The 22,035-nt window shown below is 42.6% G+C and carries 23 protein-coding genes and 1 pseudogene; 7 read left to right on the top strand and 17 right to left on the bottom strand.

Going from position 1 to position 22,035, the window contains the following annotated elements; all coding sequences use genetic code 11:
- Nucleotides 1-290: 290 nt before the first annotated feature.
- The gene (locus BBA02S_RS07495) at nucleotides 291-881 is read right to left on the bottom strand and encodes a GNAT family N-acetyltransferase (RefSeq protein WP_052477257.1); all 591 of its coding nucleotides are present in this window, start codon (nucleotides 879-881) and stop codon (nucleotides 291-293) included.
- A gap of 150 nt (nucleotides 882-1,031) precedes the next feature.
- On the bottom strand, nucleotides 1,032-1,199 hold the full coding sequence (locus BBA02S_RS20595; protein WP_156141437.1) for a hypothetical protein: 168 nt from the start codon (nucleotides 1,197-1,199) through the stop codon (nucleotides 1,032-1,034).
- Nucleotides 1,200-1,366: 167 nt separating this feature from the next.
- On the opposite strand from BBA02S_RS20595, the gene BBA02S_RS20230 reads away from it, so the two are divergent.
- Both BBA02S_RS20230 and BBA02S_RS07500 read left to right on the top strand, forming a co-directional pair.
- Nucleotides 1,367-1,468: a YjcZ family sporulation protein gene (locus BBA02S_RS20230; protein ID WP_082028119.1), complete on the top strand. Its 102-nt coding sequence runs from the start codon at nucleotides 1,367-1,369 to the stop codon at nucleotides 1,466-1,468.
- A gap of 322 nt (nucleotides 1,469-1,790) precedes the next feature.
- Nucleotides 1,791-1,964, top strand: a complete 174-nt coding sequence (locus BBA02S_RS07500) for a hypothetical protein (RefSeq protein WP_041096788.1) — start codon at nucleotides 1,791-1,793, stop codon at nucleotides 1,962-1,964.
- 96 nt (nucleotides 1,965-2,060) lie between these two features.
- Here the strand turns inward: BBA02S_RS07500 and BBA02S_RS07505 are convergent, their stop codons facing one another.
- Nucleotides 2,061-2,285 (bottom strand): hypothetical protein, encoded by a 225-nt coding sequence (locus BBA02S_RS07505; RefSeq protein ID WP_041096790.1) that lies wholly within the window; start codon nucleotides 2,283-2,285, stop codon nucleotides 2,061-2,063.
- 246 nt (nucleotides 2,286-2,531) lie between these two features.
- On the opposite strand from BBA02S_RS07505, the gene BBA02S_RS20235 reads away from it, so the two are divergent.
- Entirely contained in the window at nucleotides 2,532-2,708 is a 177-nt protein-coding gene (locus BBA02S_RS20235) for an aspartyl-phosphate phosphatase Spo0E family protein (RefSeq protein ID WP_082028120.1), read from the top strand.
- Nucleotides 2,709-2,818: 110 nt separating this feature from the next.
- Nucleotides 2,819-3,028, top strand: coding sequence for a cold-inducible protein YdjO-related protein (locus BBA02S_RS07510; RefSeq protein ID WP_041096792.1), 210 nt, complete (start codon nucleotides 2,819-2,821; stop codon nucleotides 3,026-3,028).
- A gap of 138 nt (nucleotides 3,029-3,166) precedes the next feature.
- Here BBA02S_RS07510 and BBA02S_RS07515 read toward each other — a convergent pair whose 3' ends face one another.
- On the bottom strand, nucleotides 3,167-3,844 hold the full coding sequence (locus BBA02S_RS07515; protein WP_041096794.1) for a DUF421 domain-containing protein: 678 nt from the start codon (nucleotides 3,842-3,844) through the stop codon (nucleotides 3,167-3,169).
- Between the two features lie 161 nt (nucleotides 3,845-4,005).
- Nucleotides 4,006-4,878, bottom strand: coding sequence for a patatin-like phospholipase family protein (locus tag BBA02S_RS07520; protein WP_041096796.1), 873 nt, complete (start codon nucleotides 4,876-4,878; stop codon nucleotides 4,006-4,008).
- A gap of 332 nt (nucleotides 4,879-5,210) precedes the next feature.
- Here BBA02S_RS07520 and BBA02S_RS07525 point away from each other — a divergent pair, with 332 nt between their 5' ends.
- Both BBA02S_RS07525 and BBA02S_RS07530 read left to right on the top strand, forming a co-directional pair.
- The gene (locus BBA02S_RS07525; RefSeq protein WP_041096798.1) at nucleotides 5,211-5,768 is read left to right on the top strand and encodes a GNAT family N-acetyltransferase; all 558 of its coding nucleotides are present in this window, start codon (nucleotides 5,211-5,213) and stop codon (nucleotides 5,766-5,768) included.
- Between the two features lie 151 nt (nucleotides 5,769-5,919).
- Nucleotides 5,920-7,296 carry an MATE family efflux transporter gene (locus BBA02S_RS07530; protein WP_041096800.1) on the top strand — a complete coding sequence of 459 codons (1,377 nt, stop codon included), beginning with the start codon at nucleotides 5,920-5,922 and terminating at the stop codon, nucleotides 7,294-7,296.
- Nucleotides 7,297-7,413: 117 nt separating this feature from the next.
- Here BBA02S_RS07530 and BBA02S_RS21445 read toward each other — a convergent pair whose 3' ends face one another.
- The 4 genes from BBA02S_RS21445 to BBA02S_RS07550 form a co-directional block, all read right to left on the bottom strand.
- Nucleotides 7,414-8,817, bottom strand: a complete 1,404-nt coding sequence (locus tag BBA02S_RS21445; RefSeq protein ID WP_041113339.1) for a M28 family peptidase — start codon at nucleotides 8,815-8,817, stop codon at nucleotides 7,414-7,416.
- 512 nt (nucleotides 8,818-9,329) lie between these two features.
- The gene (locus BBA02S_RS07540; RefSeq protein WP_041096804.1) at nucleotides 9,330-10,127 is read right to left on the bottom strand and encodes an SDR family oxidoreductase; all 798 of its coding nucleotides are present in this window, start codon (nucleotides 10,125-10,127) and stop codon (nucleotides 9,330-9,332) included.
- A gap of 237 nt (nucleotides 10,128-10,364) precedes the next feature.
- Entirely contained in the window at nucleotides 10,365-12,038 is a 1,674-nt protein-coding gene (locus BBA02S_RS07545; RefSeq protein ID WP_041113338.1) for a M4 family metallopeptidase, read from the bottom strand.
- A gap of 440 nt (nucleotides 12,039-12,478) precedes the next feature.
- Complete coding sequence (locus BBA02S_RS07550) at nucleotides 12,479-13,240, bottom strand: CAP domain-containing protein (RefSeq protein WP_041096808.1); 762 nt, start codon at nucleotides 13,238-13,240, stop codon at nucleotides 12,479-12,481.
- 593 nt (nucleotides 13,241-13,833) lie between these two features.
- Between BBA02S_RS07550 and BBA02S_RS07560 the strand changes: the two genes are divergently transcribed.
- Nucleotides 13,834-15,141: a diguanylate cyclase domain-containing protein gene (locus BBA02S_RS07560; protein ID WP_041096813.1), complete on the top strand. Its 1,308-nt coding sequence runs from the start codon at nucleotides 13,834-13,836 to the stop codon at nucleotides 15,139-15,141.
- A 92-nt stretch (nucleotides 15,142-15,233) separates the two neighbouring features.
- Here BBA02S_RS07560 and BBA02S_RS07565 read toward each other — a convergent pair whose 3' ends face one another.
- From BBA02S_RS07565 to BBA02S_RS07600, 8 genes and pseudogenes are all read right to left on the bottom strand, one after another.
- Nucleotides 15,234-16,709, bottom strand: coding sequence for a lmo1851 family serine protease (locus tag BBA02S_RS07565; RefSeq protein ID WP_041096815.1), 1,476 nt, complete (start codon nucleotides 16,707-16,709; stop codon nucleotides 15,234-15,236).
- A gap of 120 nt (nucleotides 16,710-16,829) precedes the next feature.
- Nucleotides 16,830-17,627 (bottom strand): M15 family metallopeptidase, encoded by a 798-nt coding sequence (locus BBA02S_RS07570; protein ID WP_041113336.1) that lies wholly within the window; start codon nucleotides 17,625-17,627, stop codon nucleotides 16,830-16,832.
- 117 nt (nucleotides 17,628-17,744) lie between these two features.
- Nucleotides 17,745-18,449: a purine-nucleoside phosphorylase gene (gene deoD / locus BBA02S_RS07575; protein WP_041096818.1), complete on the bottom strand. Its 705-nt coding sequence runs from the start codon at nucleotides 18,447-18,449 to the stop codon at nucleotides 17,745-17,747.
- A gap of 98 nt (nucleotides 18,450-18,547) precedes the next feature.
- The gene (locus BBA02S_RS07580) at nucleotides 18,548-19,318 is read right to left on the bottom strand and encodes a sporulation protein (RefSeq protein ID WP_041113335.1); all 771 of its coding nucleotides are present in this window, start codon (nucleotides 19,316-19,318) and stop codon (nucleotides 18,548-18,550) included.
- Between the two features lie 167 nt (nucleotides 19,319-19,485).
- Nucleotides 19,486-19,707, bottom strand: coding sequence for a YozE family protein (locus BBA02S_RS20240; protein ID WP_255211749.1), 222 nt, complete (start codon nucleotides 19,705-19,707; stop codon nucleotides 19,486-19,488).
- A gap of 46 nt (nucleotides 19,708-19,753) precedes the next feature.
- A pseudogene (msrA, locus tag BBA02S_RS07590) lies at nucleotides 19,754-20,404 on the bottom strand (peptide-methionine (S)-S-oxide reductase MsrA); the annotation flags it as partial.
- Nucleotides 20,405-20,539: 135 nt separating this feature from the next.
- Complete coding sequence (locus BBA02S_RS07595; protein WP_041096824.1) at nucleotides 20,540-21,115, bottom strand: YpmS family protein; 576 nt, start codon at nucleotides 21,113-21,115, stop codon at nucleotides 20,540-20,542.
- Nucleotides 21,112-21,921, bottom strand: a complete 810-nt coding sequence (locus tag BBA02S_RS07600) for an SGNH/GDSL hydrolase family protein (protein ID WP_231557146.1) — start codon at nucleotides 21,919-21,921, stop codon at nucleotides 21,112-21,114. Before BBA02S_RS07600 ends, BBA02S_RS07595 begins: the two co-directional genes overlap by 4 nt.
- Between the last annotated feature and the right edge of the window lie 114 nt (nucleotides 21,922-22,035).

A 22,035-nucleotide genomic window follows, 5' to 3' on the forward strand; every position in this document is an offset into this window, starting at 1 on the left:
CCATTCCAATCAACAGAGCAGACAACGTTAAGGCAGCCTAACGAAGCTTGTTTGAAAATAAATAAATCAAACGCTTGAGCGTGTATTCACAGAGACACAAGAAAAGCATGGCATGCGTTAGGCGCTGTTAAGAGGAGTTAAAAAATTGTCGCTGCAAAAGATGCTTATTTTCACTCCCATGAATCTCAAGAAAATAGCCTGACTCATCGACTCCGAAAGGCCTATCTTTTTCTTGAATGACTTGAAAATCATTTAAAAAACGAAAAGGCTGCTTCACGCAGCCTTGGTTTTCATTCCTTGGTTTTCAGCGTTTCAGCTAAACTGCCTTCTTTTGCTATCACTTTTTCTTGAACAGGGACGGTTCGTTCTGCCCATTCTTTTTTTAGAAGGGCCATTTCGATCGTATCCCAATATTCATGATCGCTCAATTTGCACACCTGGCGATGGACGCCTTCTGTTTGAAAACCGAAACCTTCATAGCAAGCAATAGCTGGCTTGTTAAATGTAAAAACACCCAGGCTCACCCGGTTCAATTGCAATTCACTGAAAGCAAAATGAAGAATCTGTTCCATAATCTGCTTGACGATTCCTTTTCCGCGGTGCCTTTTGTATACAAGCACATAACTAATCCGCCCCAGTTCATGCTGCTCGTCAATTTCTCTTAAGGCAATGTGTCCAACTGTTTCATTTGTGGAAGAATCTACAGCCTTATAAATATAACTGCCTTTTCCGTATTCCTTATCCATGTAATTCTTAACCTGCTCTTCTGTCAGCGGATAACTGTACGCCCGTCCTGACCATTGAATCATTAATGGCTTGGAATCAATTTCCTTCATTAACTCTTTAATATCTTCTCTGGCAAAAGGAAGTAATTGAATCATCGTCCTCGCTCCTATCCCCGATTTCCTTGTTCATCTCTCATTATGCATCATACTCATTTCCTCGTCGAGCAGATAGGAAACAGGGCTTATGGCGCTGGAATACTCCTTACAAAACATACTAAAAGCTCGGAGCGTCTCCGAGCTTTTATCTTATTCCTCAGATGGCTGACCAGCTCCTTGCGCCTGAATAGATACATGCTGAGGCCGTCTCGGATAATTTCCCTTGTCCGCATCCTTAGGTCCTGTCAGTGTTCTTCTCTGATCCAGATTGCTATATTCAACCTGGGTTCTATATTCTTCCTGCTTTCCGCGTTCCATCTTGCTGTTTCCCCCTTTCTATATGCGAATAGTCTGGCTCTGTACTTTGATAGAGCTGCCGCTAAAAGTGACTTTTTTATTATTTTTGCCATTCCGCGCGACCGTCCAATCACTTACAACATTTTTTCATATGATGTAGTAATTCCTCTACAAGGAGGTGGAAAACTATGGGTTACGGCGGCGGATACGGCGGCGGTTTCGCGTTAATCGTTGTGTTGTTCATCCTCTTAATCATTATCGGTGCATCTTACTTAGGTTACGGCTACTAATTTGTTCTTTTTAGGAGCCGGCTGCAGTTAGCTATCCCCTTCTCATTGCAGCCTTGCCTTTGTCCTTTCTTGCATCGCTTAAAACCAGACAAATTGCTGTCTGGTTTTCTTTTTGCTGCGCTTATATCTTTCCCTGTCTTTTCCCTCCTCATTCGTCGTTCGCCAGCGCTTTTTGTGCCATCATTTTCTTGGATATATTTTTTAATTTAAGTCAAATTAAGCATATAGGCAGCACTCTTGGGCATCACCTGACGAGCCGGTCTTCTTGCTGCCTACGGTGAAAAAGAATAAACTACGCTGGATTCGATAGGGGGAAATATATATGGAGATTCGCGAAGGCTTAATTCCAACTGCTTTAGGTACGGCTGTTACAGCTGCTGGATATGCTCTAAAGCAAAAACGGGGCTCGAATAAAATGATTGCCAATACGGTTTTTGGATTTGGCCTAGCCCACATTGTCTTAGGCTCCATCGATTTAATCCAGCACCGTCAGTAATTACTCAGGCAGACGCCTTATCTGCGTCTGCCTGATAAACAAAAACCTTTTTCCTGAAATGGAAAAAGGTTCAAAAGATCAATTTATTTCAAATGCTTAACTGGTTACTTTCACAAATTCCCACAAGTGTTCAATCGGGCAGATTCCGTAGCGCTGTGTATGGGTAAATTCATAGCAGGCATAATTTTTCCAGCCATGGAGATTTACTTTGATTTCTCTCTGTTCGTCCTCCAGCCAAACAAACTTCCAATCCCCGTTCAACAGATTGAGCAACTGATCACTGGTTTTTACTTCTTCAAACGAACTGAATAAATCCGCCATTCTTCCGCCTCCTTATTCACTTACTATACAAATTCTTTGTACCTATGTAAATTCCTTCTAAAAAGTTTCTCTTCTTGACTACTTCTTTTCTTCATGCATATGCAGACAAAGAACAAAAAAGAATGGTTCATTATGTAACATTGTTAGAAGTTTTGTCGAATGTCTTTCTAAAGTGAAGAGAAGCGGCCATAATATGTAATGTTGTGTCTTCTTCGCAAAAAATTATTTGTTCGGGAGAGTTTAGAAATGGAGAAACAGGAAATGTTTAATGACTTAACAGCAGAAATTAATTCGAAACGAAAAATGATGATCAAAGTCGGAATGTCAAAGGGGCTTCATCACTTCGAGACGATTCAATACAGCGAAGAATTGGACAAGCTAATTTATAAATATCAATCTCTGGTGAAGGTCGCCAGTAATTGATGGGGTCTGTTTCACTCTTATTAGCGACATACTTAAAAAGAACTTTAGGAAAAAATAAAGAATTGTGAGATAATGAGAGAGGAGCGAAAAAGAAACTAAGGAGTGACAAGATGGCTTATTATAATAACAGACGGGAAGAGCCTTTGCCAAATGAAGATATCCAGACGTGGGAGTGTACGTCTGAAAACTGCAATGGCTGGATGCGCAAAGCTTTTGCTGCTGTTGAAACACCTAACTGTCCATTTTGCGGCAGTCTAATGGCAAGCGGCATCAGGCACACTCATCCTTTAAAAAATAACAGCCTACATAATAAAGAGTAACCGGAGACTGTTTATTGGAGTACAAATCAAGCTAATATTTTTTACAATGATCAGGCTGATGAAAAACACGTTCATCTTTTCAGGAATAAGTCCTGATAAAGAAAGTAAACGTTGATCAACAGCCTGATTCGTCTTTCTCTATTCTTTATAGGGCACGATGTAAAACCCCTTGTTTCCTGACCATTCTGCATAGAAAATGCTATCCGCGCAGACAACCCCTTCTTTTTTTAATTCTGATCGGAGCCACTCTTTACTCTTCCCTGCTCTTTTCAGTTCATCACCATCCACTTTTCCTTCATCGATCAGCAAATACGTCGGCTGATTTTCTGAGGCCGTGATATTCAGCATGGCAGGTGTCACTGGAGCCCCTTCTGCTTTCGGCAATACACTTAACGTTCCATTCGTTTCTAGCGTAGCCTGCTCCACATCATGCAGCGAAAAATACCCTTGGCTGCGAAGCAACGTTCGCAACTGTTCCATTTCCATATGGTTTTTCTTTAACTCTCTGATGCTTACCTTGCCGTTAACGACTAAATCAGATGCTTCTCCTTTGAGTAATTTTTTGAGCCATTCTGATTTCATCACCATTTTTTCTATGAAATAAATTAACATTCCCCATAGAGCTACAGCATACAAAACTTGAAGAATGGAGATTTTTTGATCAAACATGGCCTCCTCTAAAAAACTGCCCAGTAAAATAAGGTAAATTAGATCAAATGGAGTCATCTGAGACAGCTCTTTTTTGCCAAGCAGCCGGATGACAAGCAGCAACGTGACTAATCCGACAACGATTTTTAACGTGATATCCAGATACATAAACGTCCCTCCTTGCATCGATCTAGGCTTGTCCTACTATCTCATTCCCCATTTGTCCTTTTGCAAATCCTTGAATGCAGAGCAGCTATGCTTGCATAACAAAGAGCGAACCCTTACATGGATTCGCTCTTTGCAAGACAGTCATTGCCTGACTATGTTTATTAACGAGGTACAGTTTGGCTTTCACCAAGCCATTCACTCAGCTCCGCAAATAGGTCAGACGCATTTTGCCAGCCTAAATCATATGCTTTCGTCAGCTTTCGCTGGTTGCGTTCAATGCGGCTGATTTCAAGGGGCTGCGTCGGACGAATAACGAACGCCTTCTTATCCTTTTGTAACTGCTCAATATACGCTAGTGTTTGATTATAGTGTATCCACCTGTTTTCAAGCGTCTTTATTACTTCCGGATAAGCGGCATATTTACGCTTGATCATAAAGTTAGAACGGGCGGGCTTCTTCTGATATCCTTCATGCTGTGTAAGCACAATCACATTGCGGCTGCAGCCATCCTGTTCTGCCTTTTTCACCGGAACCGGATCACTCATGCCGCCATCAAGGAGTTCGTGCCCTTGAAAGGAAACAATCGGCGCAGCTAATGGAAGTGAGCTTGATGCCCGGATAGGGGTTAACAAATCCTCCTTGTATTCTTTTCTGCTAAAATAAATAGGCTTGCCCGTCTGGCAATCCGTTGTGCCAATCACAAACTCGGTCTCGCTTTGTGTGAATTCATCATAATCAAACGGCACAATTTGATTAGGGATCACATCAAAGACATAATCCATGCCAAATAATTCACCTTTTTTAAAGAAATTTCGCAGTGAAATATAATTGGGGTCACGAACAAACCCGATGTTGACCCGCTTATTTCTCCCCCATTGTTTTGAAATATAAGACGCTGCATTGCAGGCACCGGCCGAAACGCCGATCACATACGGAAATTCGATCTTATTTTCGAGAAAAAAGTCAAGGACACCTGCTGTATAAACGCCTCTCATTCCACCGCCTTCGAGAACAAGTCCTGTCTTTGTGTGCATGTTCACCCACTCCTTTTCATACTATATTGTATCAAACTCTTTTCTGTAAAACGCCTGATTTGCCTGAAGAAACGACTCTATTTAATAAGAAAAAAATTTTATAAAAACAGGAAAAAAATCTATTTTCAAATAGAATTTTTTTTTGTATGATAGATCTAGATTTAAAACAATTTGATGAGTATTAGGGAAGGCAAATGGTGCGCCACCAGCTTCTGCAGCTGGTTCTAGTGGGTTCGATTCCCACCCCGAAATTTTTTGTGAATGCTATGAAAAATTTCGAGGGTGGATTCGGACACTACAGGACCGGAGTGCCCTCATATGGAGGGATTTACATGTTGAAGAAGCGCGATGTACACGAAAGTCATGTATTATTCGACTTGATGACGCATCCGGAAGTCTTCCCTTTTGTGCGCCAAAAAGCGCATTCTTATGAGGAATTTGTGTTTGTAACGAAACAAACGATTGAAGCAGAAGAGCGCGGAGAATTAATTTCCCGTACGATTACTGATGAATGGGGCAACCCAATCGGCACAATTAATTTATATGACATTGAAGACCAGTGCGGCTTTTTGGGCACCTGGCTCGGCAAGCCATTCCACGGAAAAGGATACAATGCTCCTGCCAAGGAAGCATTTTTCCACGAGCTGTTTTTTGAGCTCGACATGGAAGCGGTATTTATGCGCATTCGCAAAACCAATACCCGCTCGCGCAAAGCCGCAGAAAAACTTCCTTACGCTATCCTCGCTAACGAAACACGATCTGCCGTTTACTCACGCATTAATGAACAGGAGGAAGTGTTTGATCTGTTTGAGGTATCCAAGGATTTATTTACCTTTTACATGCTGCGTCAACAAAGCGAAGCGGCCGAGGAACAAGCATTGGAAGCTTGATCTCTGCTGTCCCCTAACAATTGTATCACCTTTCCCTTTTCCCCTTCAGCGGCCGCTGAAGGGGTTTTCATATATATTAGGCAGTACCTATCGCTTTTATGGTATAATTCTCTCATTCTATGTACAAATACAGAACAAAGGAGGGCGGGAAATGAAACAGGCTTTTACAATCAATCAAAAAATCAAACGGCTCCTATTTATTTTAATCCCTATTCTCATTACTCAGCTGGGAATGTTCTCAATGAATTTTTTCGATATTATGATGTCGAGCCGGTACTCTGCTGATGATTTAGCAGGCGTTGCAATCGGCTCTTCTCTATGGGTGCCGGTTTACACTGGGCTAAGCGGAATTTTGCTTGCTATTACTCCTATTGTCGCTCAATTGGCAGGCGCCAAAAAAACGAAAGAAGTCCCTTTTACCGTTATGCAAGGCATCTATGCAGCCATCGCGCTGGCCGTCATCGTTTTTGCTATCGGATGGGCAGCGCTCGGTCCGGTTTTAAATATGATGCATCTTGAGGAAAATGTAAGAGACATTGCTCAAAAGTATGTCATTGCCCTATCGTTCGGCATCATTCCTGTTTTCATCTATACGGTTCTTCGATGCTTTATCGATGCGCTCGGGATGACTAGAACTTCAATGGTCATCACATTGATTGCTTTGCCATTAAATATCTTTTTCAACTATACCCTTATTTTTGGCAAATGGGGATTCCCGGCCCTTGGCGGTGTGGGAGCCGGCTATGCATCAGCGATTACATACTGGCTGATTACCATCATTGCCGCCTTCGTCATTCATCGGGAACAGCCGTTTAGCCGGTATCAAATCTTTCATTCCTTCCCTTCCATTTCGCTGGCTAAATGGAAGGAGATCTTGTTTATCGGTATCCCGATCGGACTGTCTATTTTCTTTGAAACAAGTATTTTTTCTGCAGTCACCTTGCTGATGAGCGAATACAGCACAAAGGTAATTGCCGCACACCAGGTAGCGATTAATTTCGCTTCGCTCCTTTATATGGTTCCACTCAGCATTTCAATGAGTTTAACGATTATTGTCGGCTTTGAGGTTGGAGCGGCCCGGCTGAAAGATGCCAAGGTTTTCAGCTGGCTCGGCGTTGGCGCAGCTATTTGTTCCGCCTTATTATGCATTACGCTGCTCATGCTGTTCCGGGAGCCAATCGCCTCGTTTTATACAAAAGATCCGGAAGTGCTGAAGCTGACGACTCACTTTCTCTTCTTTGCAGCATTATTCCAGCTGTCGGATGCTATCCAAGCCCCTGTTCAAGGAGCGTTGCGCGGGTATAAAGATGTCAATACTACTTTTGTTATGACAATGATCAGCTATTGGGTCATTGGCTTGCCGTTAGGCTACTATCTTGCCAATACAACAGACTTTGGAGCGTACGGCTACTGGATTGGTTTGATCTCAGGCTTAACCGCCGGAGCTCTTACTCTATCTACCCGCCTATTCCTGATTCAGCGGAAGCATTCACATACTAATGAACCGGTCGATCATCTGCCTACTTAACGGAACCGCCAAGAAAATTTCTTGAAAAGAAAAGTCCGGCGAGAAGCATAAGCTCTCTGCCGGACTTTTCTTTTCCTTCTAACCATAAGATTTCCAATTGAACATACTTACTATTGGTTATGCACCAGGCGGACGGTTTTCGAAATCGTAATCTACAGGTCCCGGAGCTACTCGAGAGTGCTCCAGGGCAGGTGTATCCGGCCGTACAATTTGGTAGACGGAGGCACCCACAATTTCTGCTGTTTCTTGCAGTTTGTTTTTATCAATTTTATCAATGGTATCCGCTGGTGTATGGTACCACGGCTCAAGAGGAGAATGAATAAATAAAGCGGCTGGAATGCCAAGTTCATGGAACGGCTGATGATCACTGCGTCCCAACTGGCCGTACGGAACCGCTTCGCCTAATGCTGTTCTTGCGCCTGCAGCTGCGGCAAGATCTGTCACTAAATTTTTCTTTCCATCAATGGTGTACATGATTAATCCATTTGCCTTGTGGCCGCCGCCTGCATCCTTGCTGCCGATCATATCCATTTGAAAATGTGCGACCATTCGATCCGCTTCCTCATCACTTAACGTCCCGGCATAGTGGTAAGATCCTAGCAAGCCTTTTTCCTCCGCGCCAAAGGTAACGAATCGCAGCTCTGTATCGGTCGGCATATTCGCCATAACTCTTGCAAGCTCCAGCACAGCGGATACTCCCGAAGCATCATCATTAGCACCAGGTCCACCTGGAACAGAGTCATGATGAGCACCAATCATAACAATCTGTCCTGTATCCTTGTTCTTGTGCGGCTTCATTTTGGCAATGACGTTGTAAGAGGTTTTTTCCTCCATACCTGAGCCTGTCACCTTCAGATGAGCCGTTTTTGTGCCGGCTTTTAATTGCTCTACTAACGTTAAGCCCTGATCCTTTGTGATAGCCACTACCGGAATGTTTTGTCCATATCCAGCCTGACCAAACGTATTGGATGTACCGGAGTTATTGTACATAATAACTCCGACAGCACCTTTATTTAGAACGTTTTGAATCTTTTCAAGAAATGAAATATCGCCTCGCTCTATTAAAGCAATTTTCCCTCTTACTGCACCCGGCACCGTGCCGGCGATTGCTTTTCCGACATGAATGACTTCAGCCGTCACCTCATCGCTATAGGAACCAGAAACCACATACGGATGGAAGTTTTGATTCCCGATTTCCAAGGTTCCGCTAACATTCTTTCTTACCGCATCATAAAATTTGAAGGGCTGCAATTCTGTCTGATAGCCATACTTCTCAAATTGGCCTTTTATGTACATGGCTCCCTTTAATTCTCCATCAGTTCCAGCTGCCCTTGGCTGTTCTGATAATAAAGCAACGGTGTTATACATATGATCGGAGTTAATTTTTTTGATTATCTTGTTGTCGAAAGCGGCGGCAGCCTGTGAATTTGGCACTCCCTCTTTTCCTTGCGCATAAGCGCCTTGAACACTGAACACAAGCCCAGCTGTTAATAAAAGAGACATCGCTTTTTTCTTGCTCATTCAACCACTCCTATTCTCCAAAATAGAAACGCTTCCAGTTGATTATCAAGGATTTGATCCGATTAGTAAACGTCAACTGTATTACAAAAAGCAAAGCAGTTTGACAGAAGCAATTACTTTGCCGCTAGACGAGAGAGAGATTTGTTAAATAGTGCGGTAAAACTAAGAAAAAGCTTGGACAAATAGCCAATTTTGCCTACTAGTTTCTCTCAAGCAGTCCAATAAAAATTGAAGTTTGTCCGCAGTTTTTTTATTTTTCTTGTGGACGAGGCTACTTCGATTTCCGCAGGAGTCTTTGCGCCTTCCTTTCCAATCAACTGGGGGCACAAAAAGAGGGAGCCATTGATTTTTTTGATGATAAAGCGCCGCTTTTCTCCCTCCTAAAAGGGGGCACAATAAGATTATTCCAGCTGCCTTTTGCCGACAAACTGAAAGGACCTTTAACAGGTCCTTTCAGAGATAGTTCTTCGTTTTACCTTCCAGCCGTAAAACAAGCGGAAGCCTAAATAGAATTATTCCTGCGGTCGATTGTCATAATCAGCGCGGTAAATTTTTCCGAGAACGTCCTGGCCGCCAGTAACAGGAATCATGCTGCCGGTAATAAAGTCCGCATCATCAGAAACGAGAAAAGAGACAACTCTGGCGAGATCTTCCCCGGTACCCGGCCGGCCCACCGGAACGAGAGGGCTTGTCTCGCGTCTTGCATTGGCAATGGTTTCTTCCTTCCAGCGCTCAGCAATATCACCTGGACAAATCATATTAGCGGTAATGCCATGTTTCGCTTCTTCCAAGGAAAGCGTTCTTGTAAGAGAAGCGAGACCGGCTTTGGCAGCCGCAAAGGCGGAGCGGTAAATCCAGCCTGGTGCCGTTTCTACCCTATCATAGCCAAAGGTGATCACTCTTCCCCACTTTTCGGCGCGCATATAGGGCAACGCCAGCTTGGTTAAATAAAAAGCGCTGTTTAAATTGCCGTTAATCATGTACTGCCATTCATCCCATTCATACTCATCCATTGTTTTTCGCAATGAAATGTAAGGACCAGCGTTATGAATTAACACGTCCACCCCGCCAAAAGATTCAGCTGATTGGTCAATCAGCGCCTCGCAATCCGATTTTTTTGAAATGTCACCTTGTACCGCGATCGCTCCGACTCCAAATTGTTCCGATAGCTCGGCGGTTAGTTTTTCTGCTTCTGTCTTGCTGGTGCGGTAATTGATAATGATGTTATATCCCCGCTCGGCTAGAACAGCTGCCGTACACTTGCCAATTCCTCTTGAACCGCCTGTAATCAGTGCCGTTTTTCTCCCCATGACATCCTCTCCAAAAAAGTAATTATATAAATTATACTAATCATCCGCTTTGAAATATGCAAACATAACCGCAAAAAAAAGCACCGCGAATATACGGTGCTTAAGATTGGCAGATATGTTCTCACCCAGGCTCCCCGGCTTGATCGTCTAAAAAGCAAGTAAGTCCGGCGGAACACAGACAGCAAAGCGTCGAGTACTTAACAGCATCCTTCAGTTAATTGCTTAAAATATCAACACTTATTTAATACCTACTGCATCGAAAGACTTATTTACAGCATTTACTTCCGGCGAACTGGCTCCATACAGATCAGCTGCTGATTGAACTAATGCCGCACGGGCTTGGCTGAACGTAGAGGAGGCTGTTAAGTAGACCGTATTCGCCCGGTAGTAGATTTTCCCTACCTTTTCATTGCCGATTCCTGGAACGGTGATGCTATAATGAGTACCGCCTTTTGCCAGCAAGTAAGCCGCTTTGTTAATAATGCCGCTATTTGTATGGACACCGCCGTTATCTCCTGTTCCTGTATAACGCTTAGAGTAGTGGTCTGGATCGCCATTTTTTGTCGGATCGCTCATCGAACGCAAAGCATCGTTTGCCACGCCAGGTGTATAAATGTCTTCTCCGATTTCATAGTCAGGGTTATTATTAGCATAAAATTCAACGAGAGTGCCAAAAATATCGGACATTGCTTCATTTAATGCTCCGGATTCATTTTGATAAATTAAATCTGAGCTATTGTCCGTTACAGCATGTGTTAATTCATGCGCTACGACATCTAGTGCCCCTGATAGCGGGATGAATGTTGACCCGTCGCCGTCTCCATACACCATTTGGCTTCCATTCCAAAAGGCGTTGTTGTATTTACTGCCATAGTGAACCGTCGATTTAAGTGCAGCTCCCCGGTCATCATAAGAATTGCGGTTAAATTTTTCTTTATAATAATCATAGGTTTTAGCTGCATAATGATGAGCATCGACAGCTGCTGCCTCATAAGTGCTGGTTAATACGTTATCGGCACTAGACCAAAGCGTGCCTGGAATATTGGAGCGATTCGCTGCATCATGCGTTAATATACCGCCGCCTCTTGTCCGATCCTGCAAATAATAGGTAGAGCTTGACAGTATCATATTAAGGCTTTTAGTATCTCCTAATACTCCTTTTCCAGTGCCTGTTGTATCAGTAGAAGTGGCGGAAGGACCGGGTTTGCCGGGACCTTTCTTTCCTGTCTGCTGAGCATTCGATTCGTGAAGGTCATTATATTTATTTAAGATTTTTCCAGTAGAAGCTTCAACAAAATAATTAAAGTTTCCTGGCTTCGGATAGAGGAAATTTAAGTTTACGAGATAAGCATATGTAGCCTCATCGCCTTCCATATAGACAACTAGCTCAGACGTTGGCTTTTTCTCATATTTTGGAACGAACCCAAGGTCTGCCTCAGCAATTTTAATAGATTGGTTGGCATTGACTTTTTCTTCATGTTTCAATCCTTTTTTATCTTCAAGATTAGGCGTAACGGTTCCAGAGAAAACAGTCAATACCCCATCATTTGTGACGGTTGCAGCTTGGGTAGATCCCCAAACCGGAACCCCATTATACATTTGCTGCAGCCGAAGAGCAGTAGAGCCGTCTTTATCCTTCTTGCTGGACATGACTTTAAACGATTCTTTAGGTGATTGGGAACCAAGCTTATACTTCTCTTTGTTAGCGCTTACATATTCATGAACAATACTTTCAGCGCTTTTTTGAGACGGCTTTGTCAGGTGGCCTGAAACAAATTCCGGCGATCCAACTGTCTGGTTGTATTTGTAATTGGATAAAACATTTTTCGGTGCTGCAAGAGATGAAGCAGGAGCAAAGGCACTAGCGGCTAATCCAATCGACAATCCAAAAGCTAACACTTTTTTGTTCACTTAAATTCCTCCCTAGTTAACATGAATTGTGGTTCAGGAATAATAATAGCACGTTCCTATCAATATTCATACTATTTTTAAATTTTTGAATACATTTAACTACCTTTAATGTAATTTTAAGGAAAATAGACTCTTAAACAACTAGATAGATTATGAGTTTATCGTATCAGTCATTAAGCTTCTCCTGCTTTACTGAACGATTAGTGAACATCTCTTCCCCGTCACAAGTATGGTTCAGCTGGATCACAATAAATTTCAAGAAAGAGGCCATTTTGATCATTTTTCATTCTCTTATATCGCTTTAAGATCAACAGCCCTGTCCATAATAAAAAATAAAAAAGACTGCGGACAAACTTCAATTTTCATTGAGTTTGTCTACAGTCTGAGAGATTCGGAATTTATCTGGAACCTCTTTTTTCGACAGCAAATTCTCTTTTTACTTATTTTCCGATAAACATTTGTGTCCAAATGTTTCCGTTTGCTACGTATCCAACACCGATGTGTGTATAATCTTTATTCAAAATATTTGCACGGTGTCCCGGGCTTTCCATCCATGCTTTTACCACTTCTGCCGGTGTGCGCTGCCCTTTAGCAATATTCTCTCCTGCTGTACGGTAAGTAATACCGAACTTTTTCATCATATCAAATGGAGAACCGTATGTTGGGCTAGTATGTGAGAAATAGTTTTTAGCCAACATATCTTCTGATTTTTTTCTAGCCACTGAGCTTAATTGCGTGTCAGCTTTTAAAGCTGGTAATCCTGCTTTTTGGCGTTCGTTGTTTGTTAGATCAACCACTTGCTGCTCGAATGCACTCAATCCAGCAGTTGGCTGTGCCGGCTTGCTTGGTGCAGGGGCAGTTGTTTCCGGTGCGGGCTTCGTAGATGGTGCGGGTTGCGCCGGTTTTGTTTCTGGAGCTGGCTTCGTCTCAGGCACTGGCTTTGTTTCTGGTGCCGGTTTTGTAGATGGTGCTGATTGCACCGGCTTCTGAACTGTCCAGCCATAGTTTTTCAATACCCATTGTAAATTGATCGTTCCTTGTTCTAATTGCTTTGATACTTCTTTAGGGACAACAACTTGTCCTGTTTGGCACTGAACTTTTACTGTTGGCTGTGAAACTTGAGCGGCTTCTGTTTTATTGACAAACGGAGAAGCAAGTAATGCGACGGATGTTGCTAATGAAACGATTACTTTTTTATTCATATAAATTTCACTCCTACTTTTTCTTTTTTTGACAGTAAAATCGTAACATGATTTTTTTGTAATAAGAGAGGCAATTCATAGCAAAAAAACCAGTCTCTTTTTTTGAGAGAGTCTGAGTGGCTTCAGGCAACAATTAAACGCCTTTATCCTTGAAATAGCGGCGTTTGCCATAGGTTTCATAAGCAAGAACTCATCGGCTTATTTTCCATCCTCGTGGTTTCCTTTCATGAAATTGGCACGTTTTCTTTTCTAAAAAAAGAGAAGAATTCAGAAGTTTTTTTCAAAAAAGACAATAAGATGACAAGACCGACAATTTTTTTGCTGATTCGTAAAGAAGATCGGCTTGTTCTTTCCATGCTTTTCCGCTTAACGAAGAAGTTTTCACTGTTTACAATATATTTAAATGATTTATTATTAGAAGAGAAAAGTTACATAATACCTATGTCATTTATCACATACATTATTCAAGGAAGAATGATTTTGTAGTAGATGATCCACCTATCTGGCCTCGTTTATCTAAATGCAGAAACAGAACGATGCTATTAGGCAGCTGTTAAAATACATTGAGTTTGTCAATTTGAAAGGTAGTTATCATGAAAAATTTCGATAGTGATGTCTTGTTTTCCAATGCTTTTCAACATTCCGCTATTGGCATGGCCCTTGTCGGCCTTGATGGAAAATGGCTGAAAGTCAATCATGCCTTGTGCCAATTAATCGGCTATGCTGAAGAAGAACTTCTTCAAGTAACCTTTAAAGATATAACCCACCCTGACGATTTGGAAAGTGATTTATCCCATGTCAATGAATTAATACAAGGGAAAAAAAGTTCCTACCAAATGGTCAAGCGGTATTTTCATAAAGATGGGAGCATTATTACTGTTTTATTGACCGCTTCTATTGTTTGCGACGAGGATCATCACCCGCTGTTCTTTATTTCACAAATCCAGGATATTACCGAACAGAAAAAAGTGGAGTCCGAGTTAAAATTGTTTGCCAAGGTTCTTGAAACAACACAGCAGGGCGTGATCATTGCTGATTCAGATGAGAAGATCACCTATGTCAATGAAGGATTTACCAAAATCACCGGCTACTCGTTCGAGGAAGTAAAAGGCCAACGCTTGAAACTCCTTCCATCAGGAGAACATGACGAGTCGTTTTCACGGGAAATGTGGATGAATTTGCTAACTAACGGCTACTGGGAAGGCGTAATTTCCAATAAAGATAAATTTGGAAGCACCTATACTCAATGGCTGAATATCGGCACTCTCAAGGATGAGGCAGATAAAACCACTCATTACATCGCTGTCTTCTCTGATGTTTCAAAATTAAAGAAAGCGAAAAACAAACTGAAAGAGATTAACAAGCAATTAAATCAGCTTTCTGCTATAGATGAACTCACCGGCATTCCCAATCGCCGGACGTTTGATGAAAAGCTTTCAGCAGAATTGAAAAAAGCGACTCAATGGCATAAACCATTGTCCGTTGTATTGCTAGATGTTGATTTCTTTAAAACTTATAATGATACATACGGACATTTAAAAGGAGACACCTGCCTAAGAACTGCCGCTGCCGCCATGGAGAAAAAGGTTGCTGAGTTTTCCGGCATCCTCGCAAGATATGGAGGAGAGGAGTTTATCGCCATTCTTCCAGACATGCCTCCTAAGGAAAGTTGCATAGCCGCGGAAGAAATCCGAAAAAGTGTGGAAAAGCTGAAAATCCCGCATGGAAAATCTAAAGCTGGTGAGTTTGTAACGACTAGCGCCGGTCTCATTACTGTTTTGCCCGGTAGACATGATTATACGCCGGACGATTTAATCCACTTGGCTGATCAAGCACTGTATGAAGCAAAAGAAGCGGGCCGCAACCAATTAAGAGCAGCAAAAGGAAGCGACATTTTCTGATTAGCTTTTGGTGCAGGCGATCCGTTTACTTGACTATAGATAAAGAGCCGGCTTCTTCCCAATGCTCAGGAAGAGGCCGGCTCTTTGTATTCTTATGAAGCGGAGCTTGTCTGCTCGTTTTTCAATGTATCTATTGCTTTTTGTTTTTGTGTATCATTTTCTTGAATCTTTTCTCGTAAATCCGTCATCAATTGTACGGTCGTCTCACCTGACAGCACGCCTGTTTGCTCAATGTTTGATTTCTTCTGGAAATCTTTTACCGCTTTTTCAGTTTCTCCATCAAAAAAGCCGTCTACTTTTCCTGGCGGGTAGCCAAGTGCTTCAAGCATTTTCTCGGCAGTTTTTACTTCCTCTGATAAACTGTCGAGCTTGAGCTCATTGTCGGGACTTAAATAAGACAAGTTAGCATAGTCAGGAAGTTTGACCGGTATGTCCGGTTTAATTCCTTTTTTGTGAATCCAATTGCCGCTTGGCGTCAGCCACTTGGCAGTTGTAAACTTCATATTCGAACCGTCTTTAAAATCCTCTGCTGTTTGCACGGTTCCTTTTCCGAATGTTTTTTCCCCGATGATCGGAACACCTGCGGATTCTTTCATAGCCGCTGCAAAGATTTCTGAAGCGCTGGCGCTGCCGCTGTCAACTAGGACAACGACCGGGACCGATATTTTCTCTTTGTTATCAGATACCATTTTTTCACGCTTGCCATTATTGTCCTCTACCTGGAAAAGAATTTTCCCTTCCGGCACAAACATATCGGTAATCTCAATGGCTTGATCAAGCAGTCCGCCAGGGTTTTGCCGCACATCAAGCACCATGGATGTCATTCCTTTTGCTTCCATGTCTTTGATGGCATCTTTTAGCTCTGCCGCTGTATGTTCAGAAAAGCTTGTGATTTGAATATGGGCGACTTTCTCATCATTTATTTCCGCATATACTGTTTCAATCGGAATTTCATCGCGTACGAGCGTCATTTCCATTGGCTCTTTTGCTCCGGCGGGCTGGACTTTTAATTTGACTTTTGTGCCTTTTTCACCGCGAATCAGTAAAACGGCTTCCGAGGAGCTCATCCCTTCCAGGCTTTTCCCATCGACCGCCAAGATCCGGTCATTCGGGCGAAGTCCGGCTTTTTCCGCCGGAGAGCCTTTAATAGGAGAAACAACTTTAATCATGCCTTTTTCTTCTTGTATTTCTGCACCAATTCCTTCAAAGGACGAAGAAACACTCTCATGGAATTGATTCGCTTCTTTTTTGTCCATGTAGTCCGAGTACGGATCATCTAAAGAATCAATCATCCCATTAATTGCCCCGTTTACGAGTTTTTCTTTATTTACGTCTTGATAATAATTTTTCTCTAGTTTGTCATAGGCCTCATACAGCTTTTCAAATTCCTGATGCGGCTTCATGCCGACCTCTGCTGCTTTTTCCCCTCCAAAAGCAAGAGCGAGCGTAGTAATGGCCGCTGTTGCAAAAACGAGGAAAAACACAAGCATAATAAAATGGAACCTCTTTAACCGGATGTATGGAGACGGATGCTTGCCGCCAGGCTGGCCAGATTGATTTTCATCCATGATGCTCACCGCTTTCCATGCTTAATGTTCGTTGTTTAACTCTTACATTCTATCAGTTTTCAAGCGAATTAAAAAGAAAAACCTCTCCCGAATGGAATAGGGGGAGAGGTTAGAAAGGAATTATATTTTTTTCACGTGATTGAAGTATTCTTCCAGCGTCCATCCCTGTTTGTAAATCTCTGCGGCGGCCTTGGTGCCCACATAGCGAAAGTGCCACGGTTCATACATATATTGGGTAACCGCTTCCTTTCCTTTCGGATAGCGCAAAATGAACCCGTACTTATGCGCATTATTAGCAAGCCACTGCCCTTCTTTCGTCGTTTCAAATGCTTGGATTAAATCAAACTGGACACTTTCCCCTGAGATATCCATCGTCAGGCCCGTCTGATGTTCGCTTTGCCCAGGTGGCGCCACTGCCTGCGCAGCTTTTTCAAAGGAGCCTGCTTTTGCGATTTGATTATTCATAATTTCTTCCTGCCGCTTATAAGAACGGTAGCCCGAAACAGCAAACAGCTCAATCTGCTCTTGTTTTGCCGCGGCAAACATTTTTTCAAGCGCCGCAGCCGCTTCTTTTCTCATATGGCTTTTTTCAATATCCTGTTCTCCAAAGGAAAACGGCACGTTCGGGCGCACTAAGTCTGGCGGTGTATAGTCTCCGGGCAAGGAAAACTCTTTATTTACCAGCACCATAATATTTTCAGGGTTAGTGATCACCTTTTTTCCTTCAGCTTCCTTTACTTCATTAAAAAAAGCGGAATCCAGCTCGAAAGCGGCAGGAGCCTCTTTCTCCTGTTGTTTCGGCTTCTCAGCAGCGCTCTGCTCATGTGGCTTTTCTTGCTGGTCATGATCAGCTCCTCCTATTTGCTGGCAGCCGCTGAGCAGCAATGCAGCTGTTAGTAACCATCCTGTTTTTTTCATTTTATCACCTGATTCTTTACTTAATTTTGTCAAATTCTTGCTGGCAGGACGTTCAAAGGAAAACCAGCCCTTTCAATAGGCTGGTTGTTCGTTTGTTAATATCAAGCGGCTGAACATTTATTCTTGAATGGCTGCTTCAAGAGCTACTTCAATCATGTCATTGAACGTTGATTGGCGTTCGGCCGCAGTTGTTTCTTCTCCCGTTAAAATATGGTCGCTCACTGTCAGCACAGCCAGCGCTTTTCGATCGTATTTTGCCGCTAATGTGTACAGCGCCGCCGTTTCCATCTCAATGGCCAGCATGCCATAATTCGCCCATAACTCATGGTCAGCATTGTCATTGTAGAACATATCGGCAGTAAAGACGTTTCCAACTTTCAGCTGAAGCCCTTTTTCTGTACCGGCGTCAAAAGCTTTTTTTAGTAATTCCCAGTTCGCCGTTGGTGCATAATCGATTCCTTTGAATGTCAATCGATTCATTTGGGAGTCTGTAGACGCGCTCATAGCTAAAATAACATCTCTGACTTTTACGTCTTTTTGAATGGCTCCGCATGTACCGACACGAATCAAATTTTGGACGTTGTAGCTTTGCATCAGTTCATTTATGTAGATAGAAATAGAAGGGACGCCCATTCCTGTTCCTTGGACAGAGATGTTTTTCCCTTTGTACGTTCCTGTGTATCCAAACATATTTCTGACTTCATTATAGCAAACCGGATTTTCCAAGAATGTTTCCGCAATATATTTCGCCCGCAGCGGATCACCTGGAAGAAGAACCGTTTCTGCTATTTCATTTTCTTTTGCTCCGATATGAATACTCATTGTAAACCCTCCTAAATAATCTCTTTCTGCTTTCATTATTGTAATTCTTTTTAGAAGGGTCTGCAATGAATATGGGCGCTTTCTTAGTGACAGGCTACTTAAGCGTATTTAGCAATCGTTTGTCTGAGCCTCTCTCGTAAATTTGGTATTTCTGCAGAATCTACTATTAGCTTGATATGGGTTTCATCCATTTCCAATGCTTCTGCAAACAATCCGCCAAGCCCTCTTGCTTTACGGTCTACTTGAAAGAGCAATTCCGCTTTCTCGTTTGATTGTGCTAAGAAAATAATCTCCAATTCATCGAGTTTGCCTCGAAATGGACCGCTTATCGGCACAAATTCAAATTCTTGGACAAATGGAAAGCGGCTGCCGCTCCATCTTGGCGCCTGTTCACATTCTACCTCTCTGAGACGGAAGCCGAGCTGTCCAACCTCCTCCAGAACAGCCGCAGTCAACCGCGTCGGCCGCACTTCAATATAATCTTTATCGCCCGGGTCAGCCGCATTTTTAATATCAAGCCCTGTTGCTACCCAAACACGCGTATTGCCGTAAGTAATCGGTGTATCTGTCGGCAGCTCCATGGAAAAAGGAATAGATTTTTTCTCGTTAGCGCCAATCTTGAATGGTTCATTTAATTTGTGTTTCTTCACTGCCGCATGATCCGTATACTTGCGGTCATCCGCTTCACGGGTAAATGTCGTATACACAGTCAAATAAATCGAGTCAATTTGCTGTTCTGTGCTTCCCCCGACGATTTCTACCTGTCCTCGAATGACTTCCCCAGCCGTGTATTCTGATTTTTCCAGCTTAGTATCTACTTTTGCTCCGCCAATTCCAATGCTAGCCAAAATTTTATTAAAAAATGACATACCGTTTCCCCCTTCTCTATTCATAAGCTCATGTAATATACGCCGGTACCGCAAAAAAGTTTCAATTTTTTCACTTTAAAATGCTCTTGCATCCCACCGGGGAAACTGGCGGCAATGATTAACGGAGCGATAAGAATAAGGCTGTCCGCAATACTTTCGGCAGCCTCTTACGTTTCTTCTTCTAAATAGCGGTCCCATGCCTCATCAAAAACCCTCATGCCTGATAAATAAGAGCCGTTCATCTCTAAATAACGGCTTAATTCATCATAGTCATCAGCGGATTTCGGAAAGCTGTGATCCGCAAATGCATGATTCGCAAATTTCGCCAATTCATCTCTCGGCGGCTCTTCCCGAAATTTCATTAAGTAATGATAAAATGATTTTCGCACAACCCCATCTCCTTTTTCACCCAATATAAAGGAAAGAGGTGTTTCGGTAAAGAAAAATTTTTGAAAGATTCCCGTATTCATTGCGTAAAGGAGGCTCCGTTCCGTTGTTTTGCGTGACTTCAAATTGCCGCTCGTTCAGTTTTTGCTTAATTCCGTCCGGTTAGCTTTCACTTCTTTTTCCTCCCCAGTGATTGCGGATAAAGGCCGCTCTCCCTGACCCTTGATGATAATCTTCGTAATGATGCGGATTTTTTTTATAATATTGCTGATGAGATTCCTCCGCCTCATAAAACGGCTGAGCCGGCAAAACCTTTACGCCGATCGGGAGCGGAAAACGCCCGCTCTTTTGCAGCTTTTGCTTTGATTCCTCTGCCAGTCGCCGCTGCTCTTCTGTATGGTAAAAAACGGCTGTCTGATAAGATCGGCCGCGGTCATGAAACTGACCGCCAATATCTATCGGATCAATATTCCTCCAGTAAATTTCAAGCAGTCGTTCGTATGAAAAAACAGCCGGGTCGTAGGTAATCTCCACCGCTTCATAATGGCCGGTTGTTTCACTGCACACCTCTTCATACGTTGGATTCTCAGTCGATCCTCCCGTGTAACCCGAAATGACTTCCTTAATGCCCGGCTGCTCCTCAAACGGTTTGACCATACACCAGAAACAGCCTCCAGCAAACGTTGCCTTTTCTTCCATTTCCCATCACCTCTTTTTATAAGTACTACCCGGTTTAATGAATTGAAATCCACTGCCGCTTTTTACATGACTGATAAAAAAAGCTGTCCCTGAATGGCGGATCTGCCTTCAGGGACACTTCTTGACTGTGTGCGGCTATTCTGTCGGAAGCTGAAATGTAAAACGAATATCGTCCTTTTTCAAGTCGATCCGATCTGCTTTAACTTTCAAATCACTCTCAAGCTTCATTTTATCTAAAGAGATATAAATCAATTCATCATTGGGCATAATTTTCACCCAGTCTGGAAATTGATAAGCATCTCTTGCTGCCTTTAAGACATAGGAGACGGGCAAATTGATCCTGCCCACTTTAATGCCCTTTTGCCGAAGGATGACATTTCCGTTCTTCAGCGCCTCCGGTTCAAAGCTTAATTTATAGTTGATTCTCTCTGAAAACACGGCGATGTCCCCGTATAATTCTACTTGATCGCGCAAATAGACATTATAATCAACGAAACCCTTGGCCTTTTCTTTTTCTATAAACGTTTTAATGACCCGGTTTAAATCTTCTTTATTGGATTGCACATGAAACTCAACGGCCTCTTTCTCCGGCTGAGCTTTCGGCAGCGGCTCATCCTTGATCGGTGAGAACAAGGCGATAGCGAGGATCAGAACAATGATCACGTTTAAAGTAAGCAACCCTAAAAATGCCAGTTTCCACTTTTTATTCATTCTCTCTCCTCATTTGCGTAAATAATTTTTTTGTTTGTCAGTTCTTCCAGCTTTTTTCCTTTGATTGTTTCAAATATCCTGTCGGCGATCCGTTCATAGCCTTGATCGTTTGGATGAAACTGATCATTATACAATAGTTCTTCCTTCGGATCTTCAAAGAGATCTTCGACTGCCACAAAACAGGTTTGGTCATATTGTTCAACAATGCTTTTGCTTGCCTCATTCCAATCATGAATGATAGCTTTGACTTCCTCCACATCCGCCAGTACTTTGGTGAAAGGATTATATAAGCCCATTAAGACAATCCCGGCGTCCCTGTTTTCTTTTCTAACCGTTTGGATAATTTCATCGAGCCTTTTTTCATAAGAGCTGCGCTGCCGGTCAAATGCCGGAACGCTTAGCTTGGTAAAATTATCTTTAAATACCTTCATAATGTCATTTCCACCGATGGTAATAATGACAAGGTCAGCTTTTTGCAGGGATTTTTTCACTTCCTGCTGGTTAAGGCGCTCCAGCAGCTGATCTGTGCGGTTTCCTTTGACCCCGTAATTCACAAAGTTAGCTTTTTTCACCTCGGGAAGCTGTTCCAGCCGCTGTTGCAAATACGGGATATAGCCGCCGCTCTCCGTGCTGTCTCCTACTCCTTGTGTTAACGAATCACCAATCGAAACGACATGTAAATTTTTTGGAACGACCTCTGTTGTCTCGTTTGGAAATGTGGAACAGCCTGTTAAACTGAACACAAAGGCCAAAAAAATGATCCACATTTTTCTCAAGTTGTTCACCCCGCCGTTTGAATTATTCATATTATAGCATATTCCTTTTTTAGAAGAAGCTTTGAGCACAGCTTCTCAATAGGCCCTTGATCGATTGTATAGTATAATATGTTTAACTGTATAGCAAAAACACTGAAAAAGGAG

This window comes from Bacillus badius NBRC 15713, assembly GCF_001591605.1.
In the GTDB taxonomy this organism is placed as follows: Bacteria; Bacillota; Bacilli; order Bacillales; family Domibacillaceae; genus Pseudobacillus; species Pseudobacillus badius.

Coding starts and splice junctions, on each gene's coding strand:
- BBA02S_RS07495 (WP_052477257.1), bottom strand. CDS start 881: ATGATTCAATTACTTCCTTTTGCCAGAGAAGATATTAAAGAGTTAATG.
- BBA02S_RS20595 (WP_156141437.1), bottom strand. CDS start 1,199: ATGGAACGCGGAAAGCAGGAAGAATATAGAACCCAGGTTGAATATAGC.
- BBA02S_RS20230 (WP_082028119.1), top strand. CDS start 1,367: ATGGGTTACGGCGGCGGATACGGCGGCGGTTTCGCGTTAATCGTTGTG.
- BBA02S_RS07500 (WP_041096788.1), top strand. CDS start 1,791: ATGGAGATTCGCGAAGGCTTAATTCCAACTGCTTTAGGTACGGCTGTT.
- BBA02S_RS07505 (WP_041096790.1), bottom strand. CDS start 2,285: ATGGCGGATTTATTCAGTTCGTTTGAAGAAGTAAAAACCAGTGATCAG.
- BBA02S_RS20235 (WP_082028120.1), top strand. CDS start 2,532: ATGGAGAAACAGGAAATGTTTAATGACTTAACAGCAGAAATTAATTCG.
- BBA02S_RS07510 (WP_041096792.1), top strand. CDS start 2,819: ATGGCTTATTATAATAACAGACGGGAAGAGCCTTTGCCAAATGAAGAT.
- BBA02S_RS07515 (WP_041096794.1), bottom strand. CDS start 3,844: ATGTATCTGGATATCACGTTAAAAATCGTTGTCGGATTAGTCACGTTG.
- BBA02S_RS07520 (WP_041096796.1), bottom strand. CDS start 4,878: ATGCACACAAAGACAGGACTTGTTCTCGAAGGCGGTGGAATGAGAGGC.
- BBA02S_RS07525 (WP_041096798.1), top strand. CDS start 5,211: ATGTTGAAGAAGCGCGATGTACACGAAAGTCATGTATTATTCGACTTG.
- BBA02S_RS07530 (WP_041096800.1), top strand. CDS start 5,920: ATGAAACAGGCTTTTACAATCAATCAAAAAATCAAACGGCTCCTATTT.
- BBA02S_RS21445 (WP_041113339.1), bottom strand. CDS start 8,817: ATGAGCAAGAAAAAAGCGATGTCTCTTTTATTAACAGCTGGGCTTGTG.
- BBA02S_RS07540 (WP_041096804.1), bottom strand. CDS start 10,127: ATGGGGAGAAAAACGGCACTGATTACAGGCGGTTCAAGAGGAATTGGC.
- BBA02S_RS07550 (WP_041096808.1), bottom strand. CDS start 13,240: ATGAATAAAAAAGTAATCGTTTCATTAGCAACATCCGTCGCATTACTT.
- BBA02S_RS07560 (WP_041096813.1), top strand. CDS start 13,834: ATGAAAAATTTCGATAGTGATGTCTTGTTTTCCAATGCTTTTCAACAT.
- BBA02S_RS07565 (WP_041096815.1), bottom strand. CDS start 16,709: ATGGATGAAAATCAATCTGGCCAGCCTGGCGGCAAGCATCCGTCTCCA.
- BBA02S_RS07570 (WP_041113336.1), bottom strand. CDS start 17,627: ATGAAAAAAACAGGATGGTTACTAACAGCTGCATTGCTGCTCAGCGGC.
- deoD (WP_041096818.1), bottom strand. CDS start 18,449: ATGAGTATTCATATCGGAGCAAAAGAAAATGAAATAGCAGAAACGGTT.
- BBA02S_RS07580 (WP_041113335.1), bottom strand. CDS start 19,318: ATGTCATTTTTTAATAAAATTTTGGCTAGCATTGGAATTGGCGGAGCA.
- BBA02S_RS07595 (WP_041096824.1), bottom strand. CDS start 21,115: ATGAATAAAAAGTGGAAACTGGCATTTTTAGGGTTGCTTACTTTAAAC.
- BBA02S_RS07600 (WP_231557146.1), bottom strand. CDS start 21,921: ATGAATAATTCAAACGGCGGGGTGAACAACTTGAGAAAAATGTGGATC.